We start from the raw sequence: 26,701 nt of genomic DNA, 5'->3' as shown, positions 1-26,701 counted from the left end.
CTCAGAGCTTGTGATAGACCTGCGCGCCCTTGGTCACGAACTCGACCGACTTGGTCTCCATCCCGCGCGAAATGGCTTCGGCTTCGGCAATGCCCTGCGCGGCGGCAAAGTCGCGCACGTCCTGCGTAATCTTCATCGAGCAGAAGTGCGGGCCGCACATTGAACAGAAGTGCGCGACCTTTGCGCCCTCCTGCGGCAGCGTCTCATCGTGGTAGGCGCGGGCCGTGTCGGGATCGAGTCCCAGATTGAACTGGTCTTCCCAGCGGAACTCGAAACGCGCCTTGCTCATGGCGTTGTCGCGGATCTGGCTGGCCGGGTGGCCCTTGGCAAGGTCGGCGGCGTGCGCGGCGATCTTGTAAGCGATGATGCCGGCCTTCACGTCGTCCTTGTCGGGCAGCCCCAGGTGTTCCTTGGGCGTCACGTAGCACAGCATGGCGCAGCCGTACCAGCCGATCTGCGCAGCGCCGATGGCACTCGTGATGTGGTCGTAGCCCGGAGCGATGTCAGTGGTCAGCGGCCCCAGCGTGTAGAACGGCGCTTCCTTGCACCATTCGAGTTCCAGCTCCATGTTTTCTTTGATGAGCTGCTGCGGCACGTGACCCGGGCCTTCGATCATCACCTGCACGTCATGGCGCCATGCGATCTCGGTCAGTTCGCCCAACGTCTTGAGCTCACCCAGTTGCGCTTCGTCGTTGGCGTCCCAGATCGAACCGGGGCGCAGGCCGTCGCCGAGCGAAAAGCTCACGTCATAGGCCTTCATGATTTCGCAGATGTCTTCGAAGTGCGTGTAGAGGAAGTTCTCTTTGTGGTGCGCGAGACACCACTTGGCCATGATCGATCCACCGCGCGAGACGATGCCCGTCATACGGTTGGCCGTCATCGGCACATAGCGCAGCAGCACGCCTGCGTGGATGGTGAAGTAATCCACGCCTTGCTCGGCCTGCTCGATCAGCGTGTCGCGGAAGATCTCCCAGGTCAGGTCTTCGGCCTTGCCGTTGACCTTTTCCAGCGCCTGGTAGATCGGCACCGTGCCGATAGGCACCGGGCTGTTGCGCAGAATCCATTCGCGCGTTTCGTGGATGTTCTTGCCGGTCGACAGGTCCATCACCGTGTCGCCGCCCCAGCGGATCGACCAGGTCAGCTTGTCGACTTCTTCCTGGATGCTGGAAGTCACCGCGCTGTTGCCGATGTTGGCGTTGATCTTGGTGAGGAAGTTGCGGCCAATGATCATCGGCTCGCTTTCCGGGTGGTTGATGTTGGCCGGGATGATGGCGCGGCCGCGCGCTACTTCATCGCGCACGAATTCCGGCGTGATCACGTCGGGAATCGCGGCACCGAAACTCTGCCCCGGATGACGGCGCCCCATGAAAGCCGCCATTTTTTCGCCGTTCGGGCCCGTGGCCTTGAGCGACTCGATGTACGCGGCGCGGTTGAGATTCTCGCGGATGGCGATGTATTCCATCTCCGGCGTGATGATGCCGCGGCGCGCATAGTGCATCTGCGTGACGTTGCCGCCGGCCTTGGCGCGGCGCGGCTTGCGTTGCAGGTTGAAGCGCAGGGCGTCGAGCGAGCCATCGGCTTCGCGACCGCGGCCGTATTCGGAACTCAACCCAGAGAGCTGTTCGGTGTCACCTCGCTCATCGATCCAGCCTGCGCGCAACGCGGGCAGGCCGTCGCGAACGTCGATCCTGGCCGTTGGGTCGGTGTACGGACCGGAAGTGTCGTAGACGAAAATCGGCGGGTTCTTCTCGCCGCCAAATGCGGTCGGCGTGTCGGCCTGGGCGATTTCGCGCATTGGCACGCGGATATCAGCGCGCGAACCTGCGATGTAGACCTTGCGCGAATTGGGCAGTGGCTGGATGGCCGCTTCGTCCACGTGGGCGTTCGAAGCGACGAATTTCTCATTGGCGTTCACGGTGCAACCTCCGTTGTGGGTGGGGCGGGGAGGCTGCACGGCCGGCGCCCGCAACGGGGCATGGAGACGTGCTCTCGCTTTCCCTACGCCGGTATCACCCGGATCAGGTTCGAAGGGTATTTCTCACTGCCGGACAACCCGGCAGACCCCCAGCGAATGGCGGCAAGGTACTCAAAAAAACCGGCTTTGGCAAACCGGGCATTCAAGTTATGGGGCTTCGCGGCCGAAAAAAGAGGAAACAACAACCCGCCCCAACATGCCCGCACGCCCGGTGCTTGCCCTCGCTCTGCTGATCGCCCTGCCCGCCTGGTCCGCCGACTGGATGACGGTGGCGAGCGATCGTCTGCGCCGCGTAGAACTGGACCGTGGCAGCGTGCTGCGGGCCGAGCGCGGCGCCCGCGTCGCATGGGGCCGCATCGTATTGTCCGACGCGCAGGCGCAGTTGGCCGGGTATCGTGAGGTACGGGCGCTGAATCGTTACGACTGCGTGGCACGCACCTTCACCATCGTCAAACGCGTCTATTTCGACGCTGGCGAACGCCCCATCCGCGAGGAAGGCGTCGACAGCGACCGTCCCATCGGCATCAAGGCCGGGACGGCGGACGACCGCTTTTTTTCGGAAGTGTGCGAGGTTCCGCCCCAATCGGCGGCGAACCCGCCGGCCACCGTCAGATCCCTGACGCGCCTCGCGGCACAGGCCGAACGCAGGGCAGCAGGCGCTCAGAATCAGGCCAAGCCCGAAGCCGGTGCCGAGCCGCCGGTCAAGCCGCGCCGAGTCGCGCTCGACGCCACCACCGACTCGAACCTGGCCGAGCGTTTGGCCAATGCCGCCAACGGTAGCGCTGCACCGCCGCCACCTGTCGCCTATGCGCCGCCCCGCGAAGCGAGCCCGCGTGCCGCACCGAAGCCTGCCGCGCCGAAATCGTGGAGCTACGAAGGCGACACCGGCCCGGAAGCCTGGGCACGCCTGTCCGGCGAATACGCCACTTGCGCGCGCGGACAGCGCCAGTCGCCCATCGATCTGCGTGACGCCATCAAGGTCGACCAGGAACCCCTGCGCATCGACTATCGGCCTTCCGCCTTCACCATCGTCGACTCGGGCCGCAACATCGACATCGATCTGGCCGCCGGCTCCACGCTCAAGGTCATGGGTCGCACCTACGTGCTGACGGGCGTCCATTTTCATCACCCGTCGGAAGAGCGCGTGAACGGCCAGTCGTTCGACATGACCGCACATCTCGTTCACCGCGACGCCGAAGGGCGCGTTGCTGTCCTCGCGATACTGCTCAAGGCCGGCAAACCGAACGACGCCGTGCAGACCCTGTGGAACAATCTGCCGCTCGAAAAGAACCAGCCCTACCAGCCGGAGACACCGCTCGACATCACGCGGCTCATGCCGGCCGAGCAAGGATATTTCAGTTACATGGGATCACTGACGACGCCACCGTGCACCGAAGGCGTGCTGTGGCTGGTGATGAAACAACCCGTTGACATCTCGCGCGAGCAGATCGACATCTTCACGCGGTTCTATCGCAACAACGCCCGGCCGATCCAATCGACCAACGACCGCATCATCAAGGAATCGCGCTGAGCCCCCTAGGCTTCGCGCAGATGCGGGGGCAACCCGTAGCGGGCGTAATGCGCTTCACGCCGCCTGGAACAATTGTCCAGGATCGCTTCGCGCTCCGTGACGCCCGAGCCTGCCCAGGCGCGGATCTCATCGATACTGCGAAAACAGCCCGTGCAGACGTCCGACTCGCCATCCAGGCAACACAGGCGCACGCAGGGCGAAACGGGCAAGGCGATTTCGTCGAAGTTCTCGTCGTTCATTACGGCGTCCGGCGTCGTCAGGTGACACGTCGGTCAGGGTCGGGTTCAGGGCGCGCCAGCATACCGGCGCTACGCAGGATCCGGCGCAGGGAGCGCCACAGCCGGCGCACGATCCACACACAGAACGCAGCCAGCACCAGCGCGAGCACACCCGCCAGGAGCGGGTGATGCGCGATAAGCCAGAACAGCCCGAGCGAGACCACGTCCTCGCCAAACGAAGCCGTCCAGTTCGACACGGGTTCTGGCGAGGTATTGAGTGTGGCGCGCGTGCCGGTCTTGGCCAGATGCCCCGTGGCGGCGAAAGTGCCGCCGAGCAGCGCCAGCGCCGTAGTGGCGGCGGCACGGTCGCCGGCCAGGCCTGCGGCAAGCGCCGCCCCGGCGGGCAGGCGGATGAAGGTGTGGACGCTGTCCCATACGGTATCGACGGCGGGAATCTTGTCGGCGAGGAACTCCACCACCGCCAGCAACGCGGCCACGCCCATCACGATCGGGTGGGCCAGCACGTGCAGCCCCGGCGGCAGGTCGATCCAGCCGAAATGCCCGGCCGCGCCGAGCACGAACACCAGCGCATACAGCCGGATGCCACTGGCAAATCCGATTGCGGCGGCCAATGCAGCGAGATGGGTCAGGTCGAGGTGCGTCCAGTTCATGTTTGCCGGGCATCGCCCGCTACGGCGACGCCCTTCCTGTGGCTTAGCTCAGAAACCGCCCGAGGCAAGCCACTTTTCGAGATGAGGCAGGCGATCGACGCCCCAGAACGGCTCGCCTTCGACAATGAAGAATGGCGAGCCGAACACGCCGCGCGCCATGGCCAGTTCGACTTCGGCCTTGAGCCGTTCCTTGAGTGCCGCTTCGGCCAGGGCCTGGCCGAGTTCATGCCGATTGGCACCCACGTCGGCGGCGATTCCCAGCACGCGATCGAGCTCGGCGATGTTCACGTCCGCTGTGAAGCATGCGCGGTAAGCCGCATGCGCGAAGGCGCGCGCCTGATCGGGGTCGCGATCCTGCAACCAGAGAAAGGTGCGCGCCGCATGCTGCGTGGGCACGGGAAAGTTCGATGGATGCGAATAGGGAATGCCCAGGTAACGCGCCGAGCGAGCGAAGTCCCGCAGCGCGTAATCCCCTTTCAGCGGAATCTGCGGCAAGGGTGCCGCCCCCGTGGCCTTGAACGCCACACCCAGCAGGATCGGATGCCACACGACCAGCCGATCGTGGCGCGCGGCCAGATCGTCGATCAGTTCGGAAGCCAGGTAACCGTACGGAGACGAAAAGTCGAAGTAAAAGTCGATCGGGGCCATGTTGTCTCTTGTGTGAAGGGCCAGCCAGTCATCCGGCACTGAAGGTCAATGCTACGGACAGTTCCGTTACCAGTCGAGCATACGGCCGTCGATCGACAGAAACCGTCCGTTATGACGCGTATCGAGCGTGTCGATGAGCTGCCGCAGTCGCTCGACCGCCTCGCCCACCGGCAGCTCGGCTCCGGCGCCGCCCATGTCGGTGCGCACGCTGCCCGGATGTACGCTCACCACCGTCACGCCGCGCGGGCCAAATTCGGCGGCCGCCATGCGCACCACCATGTTCAGCGCCGCGCAGGCCATGCGATACAGCGGCTGGCCGGCATCGGCCGTTGCCTGCAACGAACCGGCGTCGGACGACAGCACCACGACGCGGCCGCGCGCCTGCGCCACCGCCGGCGCAAAAGCCTGTATCAGCCGCATGGCGCCCAGCACGTTGGTTCGCATGACAGCGTCGAACTCGGCATCGCCCGGCGCCAGGAATCGTTGCGCAGCCGGTCCGGCCAGCCCGGCGCTGATGACCAGCAGCGGCAGCGGCGCGTCGTCACAATGCCAGGCCAGCGCAGCCACCGATTCGACGCGCATCACGTCCAGCGCCTGCACATCCACGTCGGCGGGCAGCCAGGCGCGCACTTCGTCGGGCTGCCGGCAGCCCGCGATCACGTGCCAGCCTTCGGCGGCGTACTGCACCGCCAGCTCCAGCCCGATGCCGCGACTGGCGCCGGCGATGAGAACGTCCTGCATGGTGCATCCCCGTCGTGAAGAACCTCGATTATGCACAGCGGGCACCGGCTTCGGATTGCGCCGCCCGCCGGGGCCGATTTTCCGTGTAGCAGCAAAACAGGACGCTACAATCGAACGACAACAGTCATACCTGCCGCCCCAACGTGACCACCGACTCGCTTGAATATCCCTTTGGCACGAGCCCGGAAGGCTCCGCTCCCCGCAGCGTGGCGCCCGGCATCGCCTGGCTGCGCATGGCGCTGCCCTTCGCGCTCAACCACATCAACCTGTGGCTGATCGAAGACGGCCCCGGCATCGCGATCGTCGACACCGGCCTGGGCGACGATGCCTCCCGCGCGGCGTGGGACACCGTGCTGACGGCGGCAGACAAGCCGGTGACGCAGATCATCGTCACGCACTACCACCCCGACCACGCCGGCAATGCGGAATGGCTGTCCCGGCGCACCGGCGCGCCGGTGTGGATGAGCACAGGCGAATATCTGCTGGCCCACACATTGCTCCATGAGATTGCGGGCTACGACGTGGCCGCGATGGTGGATCACTTCCGCCACCACGGGCTGGACGAGGATCGCTGCGGCCGACTGGCCCGACGCGGCAACGTCTATGCGCGCGGCGTGCCCGAGCTGCCCCGCACCTACCGGCGACTGGTGGCCGGTGATCGATTGCAGATCGGTGCCCACGCATGGCAAACCATCGTCGGGTACGGGCACTCGCCCGAACACATGGCGTTGTATTGTGCGGAATTGGGCGTGCTGATCTCGGGCGACATGCTCCTGCCGCGCATCACGACCAACGTCAACGTGCCGGCGGCGTTGCCCGAAGAAGATTCGGTGAGCCGCTTTCTGGATTCGGTGCGCCGTTTCGCGTCGCTGCCGGCCGACACGTTGGTGCTGCCTTCGCACGGTGCGCCGTTCCTGGGCGTCCATGCGCGCATTGCCCAACTTGAAGCGCACCATGAAGAGCGCGATGCTACGTTGCTCGCGGCCCTCGATGTGCCGCGCAGCGCGGCCGAAGTATTGCCGGTGCTGTTCCCGCGCGAGCTGGACTCACATCAGGTGATGTTCGCGATGGGCGAGGCCATCGCCCACTTGAACCAATTGATGGTGCGCGGCTCCGTGCGGCGCATCGACGACGGAAACAGGGTCCGCTTCGTGGCGGTGACCTGATGATGCCGGTGATTGCCGGCGCAAGCTTCGCCCCCTAACCCATATGTTCAGGAGCGCAGTTCCATGTCGACCAACCAGAACCAAGCCGATACGGCAACCATGCCCGATCCTCAAGAGATCGCGCAAACCTACGCCGACGTAGCCCGGCGCAGCTCCAAGCTACTGACCGAGCACGTGCAGCGCCAGATGCAGAAAGGCATCAAGACGTGCGACGACGAACTGGGCCTGGCGCAGGCATTCATGGACATGACGTCCAAGCTGCTCGCCAACCCGATGCGCCTGGCGCAGGCACAGTGGTCGCTGGCGTGGGACTACTTCTCGTTGTGGCAGAACTCGATGCAGCGCTTCATGGGCCTCGCTCCGGCGCCGATCGCCACACCCGCCAAGGACGACAAGCGCTTTCGCGATGACGCCTGGCAGGACCACTTCCTGTTCGACTTCATCAAGCAGTCCTACCTGATTGCCGCGCGCCACGTGCATGACACCGTGGCGGGCGTCGAAGGGCTGGACGAGAACACGCAGAAGAAGGTGAACTTCTTCACGCGCCAGTACGTGGATGCCCTGTCCCCCAGCAACTTCGTGCTGACCAACCCGGAAGTGATGCGCACCACCGTGCAGTCGCACGGCCAGAACCTGGTCAAGGGCTTCAACAACCTGCTGCGCGACATCGAAGACGGCGACGGTCAGTTGCGCATCCGCATGACCGACACCGATGCCTTCGAGCTGGGCAAGAATGTGGGCACGACGCCGGGCAAGGTGGTGTTCCAGAACGACCTGATCCAGTTGCTGCAATACACGCCGACCACGGCCAAGGTCTACAAGCGGCCGCTGATGATCGTCCCGCCGTGGATCAACAAGTACTACATCCTCGACCTTCGCGAGAAAAACTCGTTCGTGAAGTGGTCCGTGGACCAGGGCCACACGGTGTTCGTCATCAGTTGGGTCAATCCGGACGCGCGACTGGCCGAAAAGCAGTTCGAGGACTACCTGCAGGAAGGCGTCATCGACGCCGTGGATGCGGTCTGCAAGCAGACCGGCGCCAGCGAGATCAACGCCGTGGGCTACTGCCTGGGCGGCACGCTGCTGTCGGCGGCTGCGGCCTACATGGCGGCCAAGAAAGACAAGCGCATCGCTTCGACGACCTTCCTCACTACGCTGACCGACTTCTCCGAGCCGGGCGAACTGGGGGTGTTCATCGACGAAGACCAGGTCACCAACCTCGAACGCAAGATGTCGGAACGCGGCTATCTCGAAGGCAGCGAGATGGCGAACACCTTCAACATGCTGCGCGCCAACGACCTGATCTGGTCGTTCGTCGTGAACAACTATCTGCTGGGCAAGAACCCGTTCCCGTTCGACCTGCTGTACTGGAACTCCGACGCCACGCGCATGCCGGCCAAGATGCACAGCTTCTACCTGCGCAACATGTACATGCGCAACGCGCTGCGCGAACCGGGCGGAATCACGCTGCTGGGAACACCGATCGATCTCTCCAAGATCAAGGTGCCGGCTTATTTCATCAGCACCAAGGAAGACCACATCGCCCCGTGGAAGACCACCTACCTCGGCACGCAACTGCTCGGCGGGCCCGTGCGCTTCGTGCTGGGCGGCTCGGGTCACATCGCCGGCATCGTCAACCCGCCCGTGGCCAACAAATACGGCTTCTGGGTCAACGACGCCGGCAAGCTGCCCCCTTCGCCGGACGACTGGCTGACTTCGGCGACGCAACACGAAGGCTCGTGGTGGACGGACTGGAATGCGTGGCTGGTGGCGCAGGACGACAGCCAGGTGCCCGCCCGCAACCCGTCGGCCGGTACCCTGCCGGTACTGGATGAGGCACCGGGCTCGTACGTGAAGCTGCGGCTGGACAAGACGGTACGCTGATCGCCAGCCTGTTACCCTCCTGACAAAACCGTGGCCGGTGCAATGCCGGCCACGCCTGCCCCATTGGGCAATGCGGCGATGCAGTCTGACATTTCCGACATTTCTGCTTCAGTTTCCATATTTTCCGTCGATACCATGATTTCGTGCCCTATTCGCCCGGATCATGAACCTCCCATCCGTCGACGCCATCGACAGCCTTTCGCACCGCCTCCAGACGGCTTTCATCCGTCTGTCGAAGGACGCTGCGCTGTGGGAGAGCGACCTGGAAGCGGCCTTGCGGTACGTGGCCGTGTCCTTGACCGAGACGATGCGCGTGGGCCGCGCCGGCATCTGGCTGATGCGCCCCGACGGCCGCGCGCTGGAGTGCGGAGTGCATTACCTGGCCGCGCACTGCTCTTTCGAACAATTCGGTCCGGTGGCGCTCGACCACGCGCCGCAGTACCTGCACGCGCTGGACAGCACGCGCCTGATCGACGCCACCGACGCCGTCAATGACCAGCGCACCAGCGAGCTGGCCGCCGGCTACCTGGTTCCCAACGGCGTCGGCGCCATGCTCGACGCGGCACTTCATAAGGCCGGCCGCCTCAGCGGCGCGATCTGCATCGAGCACCTGGGCAGCGCCCGGCTATGGAGCCGCGAGGAGCAGTCCTTCGCCATCTCGGTGGCCGATCTGGTGTCGCAGTTGCTGGTGTTCCATGAACTGAAGGACAGCGAAGAGCGCTATCGCCGGTTGTTCGAGCTGGCCGGCGACGCCATTTTCACGCTGCGCGGCGACGAGATCATCGACTGCAACCAGCGCGCTGCCGAGTTGTTCGCCTGCAGCGGCGAACAGTTGCGCAGCATGCGCCCGCAGGATATTTCGCCGCCCACGCAGCGCGACGGACAGTCTTCCACCGAGAAGGCATCCGTCATGATCCGCCGCGCCCTGGAGGGCGAACCACAATTCTTCGAGTGGTCGCATCGCCGGCTCGACGGTTCGGTGTTCGACTGCGAGATCAGCCTGACCGCCATCGCCCTGGGCCACGAAGCCTTCACCCTGGCCATCGTGCGCGACATCACCGATCGCCAGCGCGCCGAACGCGCCCGTGCACAGGCCCAGAAGCAACTCGAACAACGCAACAACGCGCTGCAGGTGGTCAATAGCCTGGCGCGCCGCCTGCACGGCATCACCGACATCACGCTGATCGCCGAAGAAACCGTGCGCGTACTGCATCTGCTGCGGCGTGCGGACATCGTGAGCTTCTTCCGCATCGGCGCCGACCAGGAACAACTGCTGCGCATCGCCTGCCTGGGCCCCGGTGCGACCGAACTGACCCAGGCCGAGCCGATGATTGCGCTCAACGGCAGCCTGGCCGGCGAAGCGCTGCAGGCGCGCCGCATCATGGTCTGCCAGGACATCGCCGCCGAACCGCGCATCACGCCCGTTGGCAAAAGCAAATTGATCGCCAGCGGCATCCGCTCGCTGGTATCGATGCCGCTGATCTATCGCGACGAATCCTTCGGTGTCATCAGCCTGCTGTTCAGGCAGGGCATCGGCTCGCTGGCCCACTCGGACCTCGACACGCTCAACGCCGTCTGTCAGACGGTGGCGCTGGCGCTGGCCAACGCGCGCCACGTGCAGGACCTCGAATACCAGGCCATGCACGATTCGCTCACCGGCCTGCCCAACCGCGCGCAGTTGCACCGCGAGACCACCGCCGCCATCGAACAGGCAAAGCAGAGCGGCAACGGCGTGGCGCTGATGCTGCTGGACCTGAACCGCTTCAAGGAAGTGAACGACACGCTCGGCCACCACTCGGGCGACCATCTGCTCAAGCTGGTGGCGGACCGGCTGCGCTCGGCCACCGCGCCGTTCGGCGCAACGCTGGCGCGGCTGGGCGGCGACGAATTCGCCGTGCTGCTGCCTGGCGAGGGACGGCAGGAGCAGGCCAACGCCTTCGCAGCGCTGCTCGGCACCATGCTGCGCCAGCCTTTCGACGTGCAAGGCATTGCACTCGAACTGGGCGCCTCGGTCGGGGTGGCGCTCTACCCCACCCACGGCGAATCGAGCCATGCGCTGCTGCGTTGCGCCGACGTGGCCATGTACGAAGCCAAGAGCAAGGTCGGCGGAATCAGCGTGTTCGACCCGCAGTACGACACCCACAACCCGCGCCGGCTGGCGATGATCACCGAACTGGGCTCGGCCATCCAGGCCGATCAACTGGTGCTGCACTACCAGCCCAAGCTCGATCTGGTCTCGGGCCGCTGGAGCGGCTGCGAAGCCCTGGTGCGCTGGGAACATCCGACACTGGGCCGCATCGCGCCTGCCGAGTTCATTCCCTATGCCGAAACCAGCGACCTGATCCGCCCGCTGACCCTGTGGGTCGCGCGCCAGGCGCTGCGGCAGTTGCGCACGTGGCGCGACGCTGGGCTCGACGTCTCGGTGGCGATCAATCTGTCCACGCGCAATCTGCTGGACGTCACGCTGCCCGACGCGCTGGCCGAACTGCTCGAGGAATACGCGCTGCCGCCCGCAGCGCTGCAACTGGAAATCACCGAGACCGCGCTGATCGGCGACCCCGACCGCGCGCTGGCCGTCGCCGACCGGCTGGTGGCCGAAGGCATGCGGCTGTCCATCGACGACTTCGGCACGGGTTACTCATCGCTGGCGTACCTGCGCAGACTGCCGCTGACCTCGCTGAAGATCGACCGCTCTTTCGTCGAAGACATGCTCAATGACGAACAGGACGCGATCATCGTGCGCTCGACGATCGCCCTGGCGCACAGCCTGGGACTGCGCGTGGTGGCCGAAGGCGTGGAAGAAGGTCCGGTGCTGGGTGCATTGCGCGCCTGCGGTTGCGACGAGGCACAGGGTTATCTGTTGGGCCGTCCGATGCCGGCCGAGCAAGTCACGGCGCTGATGTCGTCGCCGCCGGTGGTGTCGCCGGAGCAGTCTTGATGTCGTTGCAGCGACGTCCGCCGACGAGCGGCGCGTCGTCATGAAAACAAGCACCGGCGCCGCTTTGCGCACGGTGCGCCCAGAGGGCGGGAAAACGCGACCTAAAGTTATCGTCACCCGGCCCGATACCGGTGAGACAGCGACCATAGGGTCGCCGGAGCTCGCGAGGAGACAGCAGTGAAAGCACTATTCAGCCCCGCCGTGGCACTTCTGAACCGGCTGCGCTATCCCTACAAATTCGGGTTGATCGGCCTTGTCGCCGTCGTATCGATCGGCTTCTTCGTCGTATCGCTGACGATCGCCATGCAGTCCGAACTATCGGCCGCGCGCGCCGAGCGCGACGGTCTGTCGGTCTATCAGCCGGCGCTGCGTGCGTTGCAGGTCATGCAGCACCATTCCGTGGTCGCCACCGCCGCGCAGAGCGGAGACGACACCTTCAAGTCCGACGTGCAGGCACGCGCCGGCGAAGTCGACGCGGCACTGGCCGAAGTCGACAAGGCGCTGGCCGCCAGCAGCCTCAACCTCGCCGCGCCGTGGAAGGCCGTGCAGGCCGAGTGGCAGCAGGTCAAGGGCAAGACGGCCGCCACGCAAGGCAAGGACATCGCCACGCTGCACGCCAAGCTGTTCGGTTTGATGGGCGACTTCCTGCGCGACATCGGCGAAGTCTCGAACCTGATCTCCGATGCCTCGCCGGACGCCAACTATCTGGCCGACACGCTGGTGCGCAAGATGCCGGACGCCACCGATCGTGCCAACCGCCTGCGCGGCTCGGGCCTGTTCCTCATCGTCACCAAGGACATGGCGACGGAATGGCGCAAGATCGGCGGCCATATCTCCGAAGTCGAACGCACGCGTTCCGAACTGCTCGACTCGCTCAATCGCGCAGCCAATGCCAGCCGCACCGCGCGCGAAGCGCTGCAGGCCACCGGCAAGGCGCTGGGCGGCGCGTACGACAGCTTCCTGGCCGAAGCCGACGCCGAACTGCTCAAGGGCGCGCTGGCCGTCGAACCCAAGGCCTACACGACGCACAGCGCCGCGATGGTCGACACGCTGTTCAGTCAGGCCGACAAGCAGATCGTGCCGACGCTGCGCGCCGTGCTCGATGCCCGCATCGGCGAGCTCAACCGCGCCTTCATCACCAACACGGTGATTGCCGCTGTCATGGTGCTGCTGCTCGCCTACTTCTCGGTGGCCATGTTCTTCGCCATTCTCGGTTCGGTTTCCGAACTGTCGGAAGGCGCGCGCCGCATCGGCGACGGCGAGCTGTCGTACCGCATCCCGTTCTCGGCCAAGGATGAGCTGCGCGCCGTGGCAGACCAGTTCAACGCCATGTCCTCGTCATTCGCCGAAGTCATCCAGCGCGTGCAGAGCACCGCGCAGGAATTGAACCAGTCGGCAACCGCGCTGGCCGGCAGCGCCGAGCAGGTTTCGAAGGGCTCCGAACGCCAGTCCGAGGCAGCCTCGAGCATGGCGGCGGCGGTGGAAGAAATGACCGTCGGCATCGACGAAATCTCGCGTCATGCCGCATCGGCCGAAGAAGTCGCCTCGCACTCGGGCACCTTGTCGACAACAGGTGGCGAAGTCGTGCAGTCCACCGTGTCCGAAATGGAGCGCATCGCCGAAGCGGTGAACCAGTCGGCCACCGTCATTGAAGAACTCGGCCAGAACTCGGCGCAGATCAGCTCGATCGTCAATTCGATCAAGGAAATCGCCGACCAGACCAACCTGCTGGCCCTCAACGCCGCCATCGAAGCGGCCCGCGCCGGCGAATCCGGTCGCGGCTTCGCGGTGGTGGCCGACGAAGTCCGCAAGCTGGCCGAGCGCACAGCGCGCGCCACGCAGGAAATCGGCGGCATGGTCGCGGCGATCCAGTCAGGCACCAACCGCGCAGTGTCCGCCATGCAGGACGGCGTAACGCGCGTGCGCGAAGGCGTGCAACTGACCAACCAGGCCGGCGAATCGATGATGCGCATCCGCGACGAATCGGGTCGCGTGGTGCAGTCGGTGAGCGATATCTCCCTGGCATTGCGCGAACAGACGTCCGCCAGCACCGAGATCGCTCGCAACGTCGAACACATCGCGCGCATGGCCGACGAGAACAACGCCGCCGTAGCCGAAACGGCCCAGACGGCGAACCGCCTGGAATCCCTGGCGCATCAGCTGACCACCGAAGTCGCACGTTTCCGCTTGTAGTCCCGGAAGAGAGAGCACCAGAAGAGCGCGTTGGCACGGCTGCGGCGCGTCTCTTCCCAAGAACCTCGCACATAGAGAAATACTCAGGCGGTCGATCGTGCGGCGAGGTTCTAAAACGAGACAGTGGCGGGGCCAACACGCCACACAGGAGGTAGAGCCGTGAAGTTCATCAGCGTTTTCTTTGCACCCGCCATCGCCATCCTGCGGCGACTGCGTTACCCGTACAAGTTCGCCCTTCTCGGCGCCATGTCGGTGGTCACCATCGGTTTCTTCACGATCGAGACGGCCAACCGCATGAGCGACGATCTCAACGTGGCGCGCCGCGAACAGGCCGGCGTCGAACTGCTCACGCCGACCTATGCGCTGCACCAGCAACTGCTGATGTACGCAGGGCTGGCCGCCGCGGCTCCCGGCAACAGCGACCTGAAGGCGCCGCTCGACAAGCGGGCGGCAGCGACCGACGCGGCGCTCAAGCAATTGTCGGCAGCCGTCGAGGCGCATCCGAACCTCTACCTGTCCAAGCGATTCAAGTTCCTGTCCGATCAGTGGGCCGCCTACAAGCAGCGCGTGGCGGCTGCACAATCGGGCGCGGCGCCGGCGGCCGAAGCGGGCAACTCGTACCTCGTGCGCGAAGAGCTCAAGCTGTTCATGCGCGACCTGGCCGGCAACTCAACCATGCAGAGCGATCCGGATCGCCGCGGCGCCTACCTGGTCGACGCGCTGCTGCACAAGATCCCGGTGGGCGCCGAATCGCTGACCGGCATTCGCGGCTCGGGCGTGCTGGCGCTGGCGGTGGCATCCGCCTACGGCAACGAGGCGCGCCGCCTCGGCGGCATGGTCGATCAGTTCACCGACGGGCAGGCCGAACTGAAGGAACTCCTCAATCGCATCGGCCGCTATGACAGCAGCCTGGGCGGCACGCTGTCCAACGTGGTCAAGAGCATGGACACGGCTGCGACGCCACTGCTCGACATGATCCGCAAGGAGATCATCGGCGGCGAAATGAGCGTGACCGCACCGGCGTTCATGGAGACCGGCGACAAGGCCGTGGTCGCCTACTACAAGGCGGCGGATGCCGCGCTCGACGAACTCGAATCGATCGTCAACTGGCGCGTGCGCGGCCTTGCCGCCCGCGTCTGGGGCAGCGCCCTGGTGGCGCTGGCGATGGTACTGGCGCTGGCGTATATGTCGATCAGCGTGCTGATCGCCATGACGCAGTCGGTGGAAGAATTGCGCGACGGCGCGCGCCACATCGGCGAAGGCGACCTGACCTACCGCATCGGCTTTACCGCGCGCGACGAACTGCGCGAGGTCGCCAACCAGTTCAACAACATGGCGCAGTCCTTCGCCAGCATCCTCGGCCGCGTAGGAGCCGGCGCGCAGGAAGTCGCCACCGCCGCCGGCACGCTCAACGTGCTGGCCGCCAACGTCGCCAACGGCTCTGAGCGCCAGAGCGAAGCAGCCTCGAACATGGCGTCGACCGTCGAAGAAATGACCGTCGGCATCACCGAGATCGCACGCTTCGCCACCGATGCCGAAGGCATGGCAACGCATTCGGGCGACGTATCGGGCCGAGGCGAAGAAGTCGTGCGTCGCACCGAACAGGAAATCGAGCGCATCTCGGACTCGGTTGCGCAATCCTCGCGCGTCATCGACGAACTTGGCGCGAACTCGGAGCAGATCAGCGCCATCGTCGCGACCATCAAGGAAATCGCCGAACAGACCAACCTGCTGGCGCTCAACGCCGCCATCGAAGCCGCGCGCGCGGGTGAGACCGGTCGTGGCTTCGCGGTGGTCGCCGATGAGGTGCGCAAGCTGGCCGAACGCACCTCGCAGGCCACGCGCCAGATCACCGGCATGATCGAAGTGATCCAGTCGGGCACGCGCGACGCGGTGGGATCGATGCAGATGGGCGTGGCGCGCGTGGATGACGGCGTAGCGCTGACGCACCAGGCGGGCGAAGCGATGCGCGATATCCATCAGGCGTCGCAACGCGTGGTGCGCTATGTCGCCGACATTTCGCTGGCGCTGCGCGAGCAGACTTCGGCCAGCAACGACCTGGCGCGCAACGTGGAGCACATCGCGCAAATGGCCGATGAGAACCACGCCGTCGCCCGCAGCACCGCCGGTACGACGCAGTCGCTGGAAGCGCTGGCAGCACGCCTGCAATCTGACATCGCTCGTTTCAAAGTCTGACGCGACAATAAATCACCGTGGGCGGCAGTCCCCGCCCAACCGCGTGCTTCCTCACTGAGCGCCGTCTACGCACCTTTGTGCGTCGACGGCGCGCGTGCATGCGCGCCATGCCAGAATAGGCCCGTCCGACGGGGGTCGGGCGAGGCGACCGAGGCATCTCGCAAGCGCACCGGCCAGCCCCGCACTACAAGACCGCCTCATTCAATCTCTGCACATGGAAAATTCCGATATCGTCGTCGCGCCGTCCGCGCCGGTCACGCGCGAGCAATTTCGCTTTACCGGCTCCGGCAACGAGTACTTCCGCATCTGGATCGTCAACCTCCTGCTCTCGATCGTCACGCTCGGCATCTATTCGGCATGGGCCAAGGTGCGGCGCGAGCAGTACTTTCATCGCCACACCGTCCTGGGCGGCTCGTCGTTCGACTATCACGGGCAGCCCAAATCGATCCTCAAAGGACGGCTTCTCGTGGTGGGCGTCCTCGTCGCCTACAACGTACTGACCCAGTTCGCGCCGCTCGCAGGCGGGGCGGCCAGCTTGCTGTTCATCGTCCTGTGGCCGTGGGTGCTGTGCCAGGCGCTGCGCTTTCGCACCTACAACACCAGTTGGCGCGGCATCCGCATGGGGTTTTCCGGCGACATCGGCGAAGCGGTGAAGATCCTCTACCTGTACGGCCTGGCCGTGCCCTTCTCGCTGGGTATTGCCTTTCCGTGGTGGCAACGCCACCTGCAGAGGTTCATCTACGGCCACCTGCAGTTGGGCAACGAGAAATTCACCTGCGAGCCGCGCACCTCGGACTTCTACCTGGGCTACCTGGGCGCGGCGGGCGTCACCATCGTCACCGGCGTCGTCATTGGGGGGGCCATGGCCGCATTGGCCGCGGTTTTTCAGGTCTCATTGCCGGATGCCGAAGCAAGCCGGGTCCTTCGCGGCGTCGGCGTCGTAGGCTCCATGTGGCTCGCCTACATCGTCATCTATTTCATCGCCGGCGCCTTCGTGCGTTCGCGCATCGGCAACGCCACGCTCAACGCCACGCGCATGGGCGGGCATCAATTCATCAGCACGCTGCGCTTCTTCCCGCTGGCGTGGATCATGTTCAGCAACCTCGTGCTCACCATCGTCACGCTGGGCCTGTACATGCCCTATGCCAAGATCCGACTGGCACGCTATCGCGCCAGCGCATTGGCCGTCGACGTGGCAGGCGGGCTCGACAACTTCGTCGCCGACAACGCGCAGCGCGTGGCCGCCACGGGCGACGAGGCCGCCGACTTCCTGGACATCGACCTTGGCTTCTGACGACACGCCCTCCGACGGTCTTGCCGGCCTCTACTACGACGGCCGCAGCAGCCGTTCGCACGCCGTACGCGTCAGGCGCGAGGCCGATTCCGTGCACGTGGAAAGCAGCGAGGTCTCACTGCGCGTGCCGGCAGCCGAATGTCGTCTCGAACCCCGACTGGGGAGCGCCGCACGCAGACTGCTGCTGCCGGCAGGCGCCAGCGTTGAACTGGCGGATTCGCCCGCAGTGGAAGCGCTCTTCGGCGCGCCGCGCGGACGCTGGCTGGATCGCATGGAATCCCGCTGGAGCCTGGCCGTCGGATCGCTCGTGGCGATTGCGCTGGTCTGCGTAGCCGCGTACCTGTGGTTGCTGCCATGGGGCGCCAACGTCGCCTCGCACCTCGTGCCGCAGTCATGGCAGCAGACGCTGTCCAGCACCACGCTGGCGGCGCTCGACAAAGTCGACTTCACGGAATCGCAACTCCCCAAGGCGCGCCAGCAGCAGATCGAGCGCAAGTTCGCCAACTGGCTTCAGGATGGCTCGCACGCGTCGTACCGGTTGTTGTTCCGCAAGAGCGGCAAGTTCGGCGCCAACGCCTTCGCCCTGCCGGGCGGGGACATCGTGCTGCTCGACGGACTGGTCGAAGATGCCCACAGCGACGACGAAGTCCTCGGCGTGCTCGCCCACGAACTCGGCCACGTGGAACGACGCCACGCCATGCGACAGCTCATTCAGGGCAGCGCGGTATCGGTCGCGGCAGCGATGTGGTTCGGCGACATCAGCGCGCTGGCAGCCGCATCGACCGCGCTGGTGTCGATGCATTATTCGCGCGACTTCGAACGCGAAGCCGATGACTACGCGGCCACGATCATGCTCGCGAACGGCGTCGATCCGCGAAAGCTCGGCGCCTTCCTGCAAAGGCTCACGGCCGAGGACGACAGGGGATCACACGAAGCGGACAACGCGACGGCATATCTTTCGTCGCATCCGCTGACGAGCGAGCGGATGGACAATCTGGATCGACGTGCGAGGGATGCGGGGTTTTCGGGGCAGAAGCCCTGAGGATGGGTGCAGGGGTGTTGTACGATCTGGCAGCCGGTAAAAAGGCCCTGTTTCTGAATGCTTGTGTTTCCGTTGGCGCTCTCGCCAATCAAACGTCGTTGCTGATCGAACGACGCCACTAGTTCGAGAGTGGCGGATGGCGCTTCGCTTCTTCGTCCGACGCACTACTCGCAACATCTGAAACTTCGCTGCGCGTGTTGCATGCGGCGCCTGGTACACGCACGACGTGCCACACACAATGAAGAGGCTTTAGCTCCATGCACTTCGAGGTGTTTGCTATGGCCGGCCCCTTCTGAGCCGCCGAGCAACGCAGACAAGTCAGGCTGCCCGCGTAGCGGGTCGGCGAGGACTGTCTGAGCCCGAAGGGCGAGTTCCGCAGCCGCCTGACTTGACGAGTAGCGCAGGGGACCAGCCGCAGGCTGGCGGCGATGTAGGGGTCGCTTTCTTGGTGACTTCTTTGTCGATAACAAAGAAGTTACTCGCCCGCCGGGGCGAACTCCCGGCCGTCGAGCATCAGCAGCCGTCACGACCGTTGATAGACGAAACCCCACGCAGGGATGCACTCGTCCAGTCAGCCAACAAGGTGCCGCACTTTTCGCAACGAGAGAACTCCCCGCTAACATACCTCAGCAGCAGAAGCCTCGCTCGCACGACCAAGGGATCGAGCAAGAGGGCGCCTTCCAGTCCGCAATCCGCAACAAAGAAACGGCCTCTCAGGACGCCCCGATTCACGACTCCCGTGGACCCCGAAACAACTCCCCCGCCAAACGCGTCTCAAGCACCTCAAACACGCGTAACGCGGCATCCAGGTCCGCCTCATCGATACCCCGCAACAACCGCCGCCGACAATCCGCCAGCACACTCCCCAACTTGCGATTGAGTTCACGCCCCTGCGGCGTCAGGCGCACCAGGCGCGCGCGACGATCGTCCTCGGCTTCGATGCGCTCGACCCAGCCTGCCGCCACCAGATGGTCGAGCGTACGCACGAGCGTGGGGCCCTCGATGTTCATCACCTCGGCCAGCTCGCCCTGACGCGTGTCGTCGCCGAGGCGTGCAAGGTAGCGGATCGGCAGCGCCGAAGCCTCGGACAGACCATAGGGCTTCAGCGCGTCGTCGAGATGGCGACGATAAAGACGTGCCAGGAGCACTAGCGAGCGCCCGAAGCGTTCATGCCGCGTCATGACCGTCATGGCGTGTCGTCCGCGAAACGCAACAGGGGCAGCGCCGCCATCAGGCAGTCGGCAACGTTTTCCATGGCGTGACGAACGGGCCCGACAGGCAGTGCGCGCGCCTCGTCGGCCATTCGCGCGGCGGTGCGATCAGGGGCATGCCGGGCTTCGTACAGCAGGCGCAGCGCGGCAGCCGCCGCAGGGGACGCCGGCCCATCGCCGACCGCTTCGGTGCGCAGGATCGCGACGGCATGCGCGAGGTTGAGCGTGGCCAGCAGGCCGTCGGGCGCGTCGTGCCCCATGCGACCGCCGATGCGTGTGGCATGCAGCATGAGGCGCAGCACCTGGCGCGCGGTCTGCGGGTGCCAGCCGCCCAGCCGCTCGGGTGTGGGGTCGCCGATGAGCCGGCGCAGATCGGTACGGATGCTGCGCGCCACTTCACGCGCCTGCCGGTCGAAGCGGCGCGGCATCAGCACGAAGCCGCCCGTCACCACGGCCGCGCCCACCAGCAGCGAGAGCGATCCGGCAATGATGTGTGCGGATTCGGCTGGTGCCATGCCGGCCTGGCTGGCGAGCATGAAGCACATGTTGGCGTCGATGCCGGCGAGACTGGTGCGGGGATTGGCCCGCATGAAACTGCCGAGCACGATGAAAGGCGCCACGCCGAGCACGAGCGCCGCACCTTCGAACGCATGCGGCTGAATCGCGAAACGATAGAAGGTCGCCGCGACCACGCCGACCAGCACGCCGGCCATCATGTGCGGCGCCGCGCGTTGCGGCACCGGCAGCGAGCCCAGCACCATCGAGAAGATGCATACGCCCATGGCAGTCAGCTCGGCCGCCGGCAGGCCACTGACGTAGGCGATGCCGCCTGCGATCAGACAGCCCGCGCCCGATACGGCACCCGTGCTGCGCGCCAGCGCCCAGTCGCGATGCGGCGCAAGATAGGCGGCCTTGCGGCTGAACGAACGCGCATCGGCGTCGTCCGGCGCGGCGAACAGGCGCGCTTCGGCGTCCTGCAACTGGCGCACGGCATCGGCCAGCCGACCCTGCTCGATGTTGGCGTGCGCCCAGTCGGCGGCGACCGCGCCAGCCCCGCCCCGCTTGAGATGCGCAGCCAGTTCCACCAGCGTCGGCGCGAGGCCCTCCGGCAAGGGTTCGCCATAGGCCAGCCGCGCACGCACGGCGCGGGCCGCGGCCATCACAGACATGGCCGACATGATGAGGGCATTCACGTGGCGCAAGCGCCGGTATCCCTCGACGGAGCCGGCCGAGACCATGCTGGCGAGCGCGTCGACGTCGCTCATCTCGGCCAGCACTCGACGCTCGTAGGCCATCGTCTCGTCGTCGGCGCGGCCTTCGACGGCGAACGATGCGAACGTCACAGCGTCACCGGCCAGTTGGCGCACGCGACGATAGAACGCGTCGCGACGCGAATCGGGCGTGAACAGGGCCATCACCACTGTCACGACGAGCACGCCGATGAGCGTGCACTCGACGCGCGCCAGCGCCAGTTCGGTCGCGCCTTGCGGCGCCAGCATGGAAGGCAGCACGACGACCGCCGCGGTCATGCCCGTCAGCAGCGCGCCGTACGCGTGCACGCCGCGCAGGATGTGCGTGAAGCCTGCGCCGAGCGCCACCACGCAGGACAGCAGCACGAGTTGCAGGTACGGGTTGCCGGTCAGGTGAAGAATCGCAAAGCCGAGCGCCGCGCCGAGCAAGGTGCCGACGACACGGAAGAAGGCCCGCTCGAGCAGCAGGCCGCGCGAGGACTGGGCCACCACCCACACGGGCATGGCCGCCCAGTAAGCGTTGTGAACATGCAGGACGCTGGCGATGGCGAACGCGATCAGGGCCGCCGTCGCCAGGCGAAGCGCCTGCGCGATGGTGGGCCGATCCAGCGTCAGCCAGGGAGTTGTTGGAGTAGGCACGACGGGAGGGGGTTCAGGAAAACGACTGGCGCCATTTTAGCAATAGATAGCCCGGCTATCTAATTCCCCACCCGGCGTGCGACGGATCAGCGATCGAGATGCGCGACGAATCCGGCCATGAATTGTTCGAGCTGACCGCGCACCTTGTCGTCGATGAGCGCGCCTTGCGCGTCGAATACCGTACCGGCACGCGACACCATCAGCCGGCCGCCGAACCACGGCTCCATGCCCAGCGTACGCAGCACCGGCAACCACGCGTTCTGCGACAGGATGGTGCCGAAGCCGCCCGGGGAGGCGCCGATGATGGCCACCGGGCGGCCGCCGAACACGCGGGCGATGTCGCTGGACGGGCGCGTGAGCCAGTCGATGGCGTTCTTGAACACACCCGGCATCGAGTTGTTGTACTCGGGCGTGACGATCAGCAGCGCGTCGGCGGCGGCGATCGCTTCCTTCAGCGTGACCACGGCCGGCGGCAATCCTTCGGCGGCTTCGACGTCGCCGTCGTAGAGGGGAATGCCGCGGATGGTGCCGATGTCGAGCGTCGAGCCCGCAGGCATGAGGCCTTGTGCCGCGCGCAACAGGGCGCTGTTGTAAGAGCCGGCGCGCAGGCTGCCGGAAATACCGAGGATGTGTGCCATGAGGGCCTCCGTGAGGGAATGCGGCGTGCGCAGGATCGGGTAAGGGCCGCGCGTCTCAGCCCGGCGACAGCGGTACGGCCAGCCCGGCCTTGAACCGCTTGAGCACGACCGAGGTACGGAAGTGCCGGATGTTGTCATCGTCGCCGAACAGGCGGTCGGTGAGCGCTTCGTAATCTTTCATCGACTCGACGCTGACGATCAGAAAGTAGTCGGTCTCGCCGGTCACTTCGTAGCACTGCTGCACGGCCGGCTCCTGCATCAGGCGCTGGCGAAAAGCGGCCACATGTACCGGCCGTTCGCTGTTGACCTGCACCGCGATCATGATGGTCAGCGGCACGCCCGCCTTTTCGGGATCGACCACCGCCACGTTGGCCGTGATGATGCCCGCTTCTTCCATGCGGCGGATGCGGCGTTGCACGGCTGGCGCCGACAGGTTGACCGCCTCGGCGATCACGCGCTGCGGCGTGCGATTGTCGCGCTGGAGGATGTCGAGAATGGCCGCGTCGTAGCGGTCGAGCGAAGCTTGCGCAGACATGCCGGCCTTTCGAGCGAAAAATGCGTCCAGCGCCCGGAAAGTGCAACGAAACGCCGGGCGACACGAAATATTATTGTGCCATGTCCTCTACGCCCCATCGCGCCATACCGGTGCTGGCAGTGCTCGGCTCGGTTTCCGCGCTGGCGCTGGGCAGCTCCTACGCCAAGCAACTCTTCCCCCTCATCGGTGCTCAGGGCACCAGCGCGCTGCGCGTGACCTTCTCGGCGCTCATCGTGCTGGCGCTGTGGCGCCCGTGGCGCTGGACGCTGCGCCGCGAGGACGCCCGCTCGATCCTGCGCTACGGCGTTGTGCTGGGGTGCATGAACCTGCTCTTCTACATGGCGCTGCGGACCATTCCGTTCGGCATCGCCGTGGCGATCGAATTCCTCGGCCCGCTGGCGGTGACGCTGTATTACTCGCAGCGCTGGACCAACTACCTGTGGGCCGCCTTTGCCGTGCTGGGCTTGTCGATGATTCTGCCGCTGGGCACCGGCGCCCACCAGCTCGATATCGTCGGCATGCTCTACGCGCTGGGCGCCGCCGTGTGCTGGGGCGCGTACATCGTCTTCGGCAAGCGGGCGAGCCATCTCCATTCGGGGCACGTCGTGTCGCTGGGCCTGTCGGTGGCGGCGTTGATCGTCTTCCCGGTCGGGCTGGTACACGCGGGCGGCGCGCTGTTTCATCCGGGCATTCTTGCAATGGGACTGGTCGTGGCGCTGGTGTCGAGCGCAATTCCGATGTCGCTGGAGATGTTCGCGCTCAAGCATCTGCCCAAGGAAACCTTCGGCATTCTGACCAGCATGGAACCGGCAGTAGCGGCACTCGTGGCCTGGCCCCTGCTGGGCGAACATCTCACCGCCCAACAGTGGTTTGCCGTCGGCTGCGCGGTCGTCGCGGCCATGGGCGCGGCGATCACATCACGCCCTGAACCGGCATCCGCCGCACGGAGCGAGCCCGAGCGCGCCTGAGCTCTCGTTTGCCCGGCCGCGCCATCCCCTCTGCGCGGCATCCGTCACGGCGGACGCCGCAGCGCAGCAAAACTGCCCGATTGTCCCTGTGACGACGCGGGAAAACCCTCTACTTTGAAGATCGTGCCGGCACGTGACACACGCCGGATCGCCACGAAGGGCGGTACATACCGCCCACCACGAGGGAACCCATGACCAGCCGAGAGACTTTCGATTCGACCGTGAGGCTTTCCCTGGTCGTACCCGTCTTCAATGAAGAGGAGGCGATCTCTCTCTTTGTCGACCGCGTCACCCAGGTGTTCTCGATCCTGCCCGAGGTCGTGATCGAGTTCGTCTTCATCAACGACGGTAGCCGAGATCACACGCTGGACGTGCTGCTGCGTCTGCAACAGCACGATGCGCGCGTGCGCGTGATCGACCTGAGCCGCAACTTCGGCAAGGAAGCCGCGCTCTCGGCAGGTTTGCAGGCTGCGCGCGGGCAGGTGGTGGTGCCCATCGATGTCGACCTGCAGGACCCGCCGGAACTGATCCCGACGATGATCGCCAAGTGGCGCGAGGGTTTCGAGGTGGTGCTGGCCCACCGCCGCCACCGAGGATCGGATACCTGGGCCAAGCGCTCGAGCGCGTCGTGGTTCTACCGCATCCACAACATGATCGCCTCCCCCAGGCTGCCCGAGAACGTCGGCGATTTTCGCTTGGTGGATCGCTGTGTCGTCGATGCCCTCAAGGCGCTGCCGGAGTCGCGGCGCTTTATGAAGGGCTTGTTCGCATGGGTCGGGTTCCGCACCGCCTCCGTGCACTACACGCGCCCCGAACGCTCGGCCGGCAGCAGCAAGTTCAACGGTTGGCGGCTGTGGAATCTGGCGTTGGAAGATGTCACCAGCTTCAGTACGTCGCCGTTGCGCGTCTGGACTTACATCGGCCTTGCCGTGTCGGCGCTGTCGTTCATGTTCGGGCTGTACATCGCGCTGAAAGTGATCATCCATGGCGTCGACGTGCCGGGTTACGCATCCATCATCGTGGCGGTGACGCTGCTCGGCGGCCTGCAACTGGTGGGCATTGGCGTCATCGGCGAATACCTCGGGCGGACCTACATCGAATCGAAGCGTCGGCCGGTGTTCCTGGTGCGGCAGATCTACGAAGGCGGCGACGCGGACATGGCGTCCAATGCCGGCGCCGAACTGCCGGCCCCCGTGCTGGCCGCGCCGCGCGCCTGACGCGCATGCAGTCCCGACACGGATTCCTCGCAGACCACCTCTGGCCCGCGCTATTGGGCGCGCTGGCGTTCATGCTGGTGGTCGGCGCGCGCGCGCTCGACCCGACCAATATCGCGTGGCTGGGCGACGGCGACGCGGCCCAGCATTACCTGGGCTGGCTGTTCTACCGTCAGGCGCCGTGGGGCTTTCCGCTGGGCGGCAATCCCGGCTACGGGCTGGAGATCGCTAATTCCGTCATCTATGCCGACGCGATTCCGCTACTGGCATTCGTCTTCAAGCCCTTGAGCCTGCTACCCGAAACGTTCCAGTACATCGGCCTGTGGCTCTTCATCTGCTTTGTGGCTCAGGGGTGGATCGCGTGGCGGCTCGCCGGCTTGTTCGCGCAGCGTCGGAGCGTGCAGACGCTCGTCACGGCGCTGCTGGTTTTTTCGCCGCCGATGTTCCTGCGCCTGCACGATCATTCAAGCCTCGCCGGGCACTTCCTGATACTCGCGGCGCTGTATCTGTACTTTCGCCCGGGCAACGCGCGCCGGCTTCTGTGCTGGGCACCGGTGCTCACCATTGCGGCGCTCGTGCACGCCTATCTGCTCGGCATGACGGGCGGCATCTGGGTGCTGGATGTCGCAACGCGGCGCCTGCGCGGTGAGCTGCCGACGCGCGCGGTGCTGGCCGAAACCGTGGCACTGATGACCATGGTCGGCGTGGCCTGCTGGCAGGCTGGCTACTTTGGTATCGGCACGGGTGCGGTGGCGAGCGGCTACGGCTACTACCGCATGAACCTGCTGGCTCTGTTCGATGCCGACGGCTGGTCGTATCTGCTGGGCGACATTCCACAGGCCGAAGGCGAATACGAAGGCTTCAACTATCTGGGACTGGGCCTTGTCGTGCTGGCTGCGTTTGCGGTCGTGATACTGGTCCTCCGACGGCCCCGGTTCGGCGCAGCCCTGCGCCGACATCCCCTGCTGTTGCCGGCGGCCGGCGCGGTGTTGTTATTCGCGCTGACCAACCGGATCGGCATCGGCGGTTACGAATTCGAGTTCCCGCTCCCCGAAAAGCTCTACTACCTCGCGAGCGTATTCCGCGCATCGGGCCGCATGTTCTGGCCCGTGTTCTATCTGGTGGCGCTGGGCATTCTCTATGCCGTCGTGCGCTATGGTCCCCCCAGATTGATCGTAGCCGTATTGAGCGTAGCGCTCGTCCTGCAAATCGCAGATACGCGCGCCGGATGGTGGCCGATGCGGCAGCGCTTCGACACAGAGCCTTCCCAGACATGGCCGCAGGCGCTCGCCGGGCCGTTCTGGGAGCAGGCGGCCGCGCGCTACACGCGCGTACGGCACATCGCACCGAAGAGCATGGCACCGCACTGGGCACAGTTGTCTTTCTTCGCCGGCACACACGGCATGACCACCGATGCGGTGTATCTCGCACGCGTGTCGCGTGACGCCATGCGGCAGTCCGAGCAAAACGCAGCGACCCGCCTGCGCGACGGTCAATACGAGGCCGACACGCTGTTCATTCTCGACAACAGATCGGTGCAAGCCGCACGGGCGACACTCAATGACGACGACATTCTGGTGCGTGTCGACGGGCTCAACGTCCTCGCGCCGGGCTGGAATCGCTGCACCACGTGCATGCCGGTGGCGAGCATCCAGGCACCCTGATTCCTGGACAAAAAAAGGGCCGACACCAAGGTGCCGGCCCAGCATGCCCGGCCAAACGGCGACAGGACACGACCCGATGCAGTCG

At 65.5% G+C, this 26,701-nt stretch carries 20 protein-coding genes and 1 riboswitch; of the genes, 11 read left to right on the top strand and 9 right to left on the bottom strand.

The window, feature by feature from the left end:
• Position 1: 1 nt before the first annotated feature.
• Positions 2-1,915, bottom strand: a complete 1,914-nt coding sequence (thiC, locus tag ACDA63_RS04625; protein WP_373662014.1) for a phosphomethylpyrimidine synthase ThiC — start codon at positions 1,913-1,915, stop codon at positions 2-4.
• 62 nt (positions 1,916-1,977) lie between these two features.
• Positions 1,978-2,076: riboswitch (TPP riboswitch) on the bottom strand.
• Positions 2,077-2,171: 95 nt separating this feature from the next.
• Between thiC and ACDA63_RS04620 the strand changes: the two genes are divergently transcribed.
• Positions 2,172-3,506 (top strand): carbonic anhydrase, encoded by a 1,335-nt coding sequence (locus tag ACDA63_RS04620; RefSeq protein WP_373662013.1) that lies wholly within the window; start codon positions 2,172-2,174, stop codon positions 3,504-3,506.
• A 5-nt stretch (positions 3,507-3,511) separates the two neighbouring features.
• On the opposite strand, the gene ACDA63_RS04615 is transcribed toward ACDA63_RS04620, so the two are convergent.
• The 4 genes from ACDA63_RS04615 to ACDA63_RS04600 all read right to left on the bottom strand — a co-directional run bounded on the left by ACDA63_RS04615 (position 3,512) and on the right by ACDA63_RS04600 (position 5,784).
• Positions 3,512-3,745: a DUF1289 domain-containing protein gene (locus ACDA63_RS04615; RefSeq protein ID WP_373662012.1), complete on the bottom strand. Its 234-nt coding sequence runs from the start codon at positions 3,743-3,745 to the stop codon at positions 3,512-3,514.
• Between the two features lie 17 nt (positions 3,746-3,762).
• Complete coding sequence (locus tag ACDA63_RS04610; protein ID WP_373662011.1) at positions 3,763-4,395, bottom strand: DUF4126 domain-containing protein; 633 nt, start codon at positions 4,393-4,395, stop codon at positions 3,763-3,765.
• A 48-nt stretch (positions 4,396-4,443) separates the two neighbouring features.
• On the bottom strand, positions 4,444-5,043 hold the full coding sequence (locus tag ACDA63_RS04605; protein ID WP_373662010.1) for a 2-hydroxychromene-2-carboxylate isomerase: 600 nt from the start codon (positions 5,041-5,043) through the stop codon (positions 4,444-4,446).
• 66 nt (positions 5,044-5,109) lie between these two features.
• Positions 5,110-5,784, bottom strand: coding sequence for an SDR family oxidoreductase (locus ACDA63_RS04600; RefSeq protein WP_373662009.1), 675 nt, complete (start codon positions 5,782-5,784; stop codon positions 5,110-5,112).
• A 143-nt stretch (positions 5,785-5,927) separates the two neighbouring features.
• Between ACDA63_RS04600 and ACDA63_RS04595 the strand changes: the two genes are divergently transcribed.
• From ACDA63_RS04595 to ACDA63_RS04565, 7 genes are all read left to right on the top strand, one after another.
• Positions 5,928-6,950 (top strand): MBL fold metallo-hydrolase, encoded by a 1,023-nt coding sequence (locus ACDA63_RS04595; protein ID WP_373662008.1) that lies wholly within the window; start codon positions 5,928-5,930, stop codon positions 6,948-6,950.
• Between the two features lie 63 nt (positions 6,951-7,013).
• A complete protein-coding gene (locus tag ACDA63_RS04590) occupies positions 7,014-8,834 on the top strand; it encodes a PHA/PHB synthase family protein (RefSeq protein WP_373662007.1) in 1,821 nt (606 codons plus the stop codon).
• A gap of 163 nt (positions 8,835-8,997) precedes the next feature.
• A complete protein-coding gene (locus ACDA63_RS04585) occupies positions 8,998-11,772 on the top strand; it encodes an EAL domain-containing protein (RefSeq protein WP_373662006.1) in 2,775 nt (924 codons plus the stop codon).
• Positions 11,773-11,949: 177 nt separating this feature from the next.
• Positions 11,950-13,965 carry a methyl-accepting chemotaxis protein gene (locus ACDA63_RS04580; RefSeq protein ID WP_373662005.1) on the top strand — a complete coding sequence of 672 codons (2,016 nt, stop codon included), beginning with the start codon at positions 11,950-11,952 and terminating at the stop codon, positions 13,963-13,965.
• 159 nt (positions 13,966-14,124) lie between these two features.
• On the top strand, positions 14,125-16,161 hold the full coding sequence (locus ACDA63_RS04575) for a methyl-accepting chemotaxis protein (RefSeq protein ID WP_373662004.1): 2,037 nt from the start codon (positions 14,125-14,127) through the stop codon (positions 16,159-16,161).
• Between the two features lie 214 nt (positions 16,162-16,375).
• Complete coding sequence (locus ACDA63_RS04570) at positions 16,376-17,455, top strand: YjgN family protein (protein ID WP_373662003.1); 1,080 nt, start codon at positions 16,376-16,378, stop codon at positions 17,453-17,455.
• The gene (locus tag ACDA63_RS04565; protein ID WP_373662002.1) at positions 17,445-18,497 is read left to right on the top strand and encodes a M48 family metallopeptidase; all 1,053 of its coding nucleotides are present in this window, start codon (positions 17,445-17,447) and stop codon (positions 18,495-18,497) included. Before ACDA63_RS04570 ends, ACDA63_RS04565 begins: the two co-directional genes overlap by 11 nt.
• 728 nt (positions 18,498-19,225) lie before the next feature.
• On the opposite strand, the gene ACDA63_RS04560 is transcribed toward ACDA63_RS04565, so the two are convergent.
• From ACDA63_RS04560 to ACDA63_RS04545, 4 genes are all read right to left on the bottom strand, one after another.
• Positions 19,226-19,687, bottom strand: coding sequence for a MarR family winged helix-turn-helix transcriptional regulator (locus ACDA63_RS04560; protein ID WP_373662001.1), 462 nt, complete (start codon positions 19,685-19,687; stop codon positions 19,226-19,228).
• A complete protein-coding gene (locus tag ACDA63_RS04555; protein WP_373662000.1) occupies positions 19,684-21,597 on the bottom strand; it encodes an FUSC family protein in 1,914 nt (637 codons plus the stop codon). The genes ACDA63_RS04560 and ACDA63_RS04555 overlap by 4 nt, the downstream gene beginning before the upstream one ends.
• Positions 21,598-21,683: 86 nt before the next feature.
• Complete coding sequence (locus ACDA63_RS04550) at positions 21,684-22,235, bottom strand: NADPH-dependent FMN reductase (RefSeq protein ID WP_373661999.1); 552 nt, start codon at positions 22,233-22,235, stop codon at positions 21,684-21,686.
• 55 nt (positions 22,236-22,290) lie between these two features.
• The gene (locus ACDA63_RS04545; protein WP_373661998.1) at positions 22,291-22,770 is read right to left on the bottom strand and encodes an Lrp/AsnC family transcriptional regulator; all 480 of its coding nucleotides are present in this window, start codon (positions 22,768-22,770) and stop codon (positions 22,291-22,293) included.
• Between the two features lie 80 nt (positions 22,771-22,850).
• On the opposite strand from ACDA63_RS04545, the gene ACDA63_RS04540 reads away from it, so the two are divergent.
• The 3 genes from ACDA63_RS04540 to ACDA63_RS04530 all read left to right on the top strand — a co-directional run bounded on the left by ACDA63_RS04540 (position 22,851) and on the right by ACDA63_RS04530 (position 26,616).
• The gene (locus ACDA63_RS04540) at positions 22,851-23,738 is read left to right on the top strand and encodes a DMT family transporter (protein WP_373661997.1); all 888 of its coding nucleotides are present in this window, start codon (positions 22,851-22,853) and stop codon (positions 23,736-23,738) included.
• Between the two features lie 191 nt (positions 23,739-23,929).
• Positions 23,930-24,955 (top strand): glycosyltransferase family 2 protein, encoded by a 1,026-nt coding sequence (locus ACDA63_RS04535; RefSeq protein ID WP_373661996.1) that lies wholly within the window; start codon positions 23,930-23,932, stop codon positions 24,953-24,955.
• 5 nt (positions 24,956-24,960) lie between these two features.
• On the top strand, positions 24,961-26,616 hold the full coding sequence (locus ACDA63_RS04530; RefSeq protein ID WP_373661995.1) for a DUF6311 domain-containing protein: 1,656 nt from the start codon (positions 24,961-24,963) through the stop codon (positions 26,614-26,616).
• The last annotated feature ends 85 nt before the right edge of the window (positions 26,617-26,701 follow it).

This window comes from Uliginosibacterium sp. sgz301328, from assembly GCF_041807905.1.
Lineage (GTDB): Bacteria > Pseudomonadota > Gammaproteobacteria > Burkholderiales > Rhodocyclaceae > JBGVSA01.
Note: the sequence above shows the minus strand (reverse complement) of the source record. Positions and strands in the feature narration are given on the sequence as shown.

Excerpts from the sequence above, each read along its gene's own strand:
- ACDA63_RS04620 (WP_373662013.1), top strand. The coding sequence starts at position 2,172 with ATGCCCGCACGCCCGGTGCTTGCCCTCGCTCTGCTGATCGCCCTGCCC.
- ACDA63_RS04615 (WP_373662012.1), bottom strand. The coding sequence starts at position 3,745 with ATGAACGACGAGAACTTCGACGAAATCGCCTTGCCCGTTTCGCCCTGC.
- ACDA63_RS04610 (WP_373662011.1), bottom strand. The coding sequence starts at position 4,395 with ATGAACTGGACGCACCTCGACCTGACCCATCTCGCTGCATTGGCCGCC.
- ACDA63_RS04605 (WP_373662010.1), bottom strand. The coding sequence starts at position 5,043 with ATGGCCCCGATCGACTTTTACTTCGACTTTTCGTCTCCGTACGGTTAC.
- ACDA63_RS04600 (WP_373662009.1), bottom strand. The coding sequence starts at position 5,784 with ATGCAGGACGTTCTCATCGCCGGCGCCAGTCGCGGCATCGGGCTGGAG.
- ACDA63_RS04590 (WP_373662007.1), top strand. The coding sequence starts at position 7,014 with ATGTCGACCAACCAGAACCAAGCCGATACGGCAACCATGCCCGATCCT.
- ACDA63_RS04585 (WP_373662006.1), top strand. The coding sequence starts at position 8,998 with ATGAACCTCCCATCCGTCGACGCCATCGACAGCCTTTCGCACCGCCTC.
- ACDA63_RS04570 (WP_373662003.1), top strand. The coding sequence starts at position 16,376 with ATGGAAAATTCCGATATCGTCGTCGCGCCGTCCGCGCCGGTCACGCGC.
- ACDA63_RS04560 (WP_373662001.1), bottom strand. The coding sequence starts at position 19,687 with ATGACGGTCATGACGCGGCATGAACGCTTCGGGCGCTCGCTAGTGCTC.
- ACDA63_RS04550 (WP_373661999.1), bottom strand. The coding sequence starts at position 22,235 with ATGGCACACATCCTCGGTATTTCCGGCAGCCTGCGCGCCGGCTCTTAC.
- ACDA63_RS04545 (WP_373661998.1), bottom strand. The coding sequence starts at position 22,770 with ATGTCTGCGCAAGCTTCGCTCGACCGCTACGACGCGGCCATTCTCGAC.
- ACDA63_RS04540 (WP_373661997.1), top strand. The coding sequence starts at position 22,851 with ATGTCCTCTACGCCCCATCGCGCCATACCGGTGCTGGCAGTGCTCGGC.
- ACDA63_RS04535 (WP_373661996.1), top strand. The coding sequence starts at position 23,930 with ATGACCAGCCGAGAGACTTTCGATTCGACCGTGAGGCTTTCCCTGGTC.
- ACDA63_RS04530 (WP_373661995.1), top strand. The coding sequence starts at position 24,961 with ATGCAGTCCCGACACGGATTCCTCGCAGACCACCTCTGGCCCGCGCTA.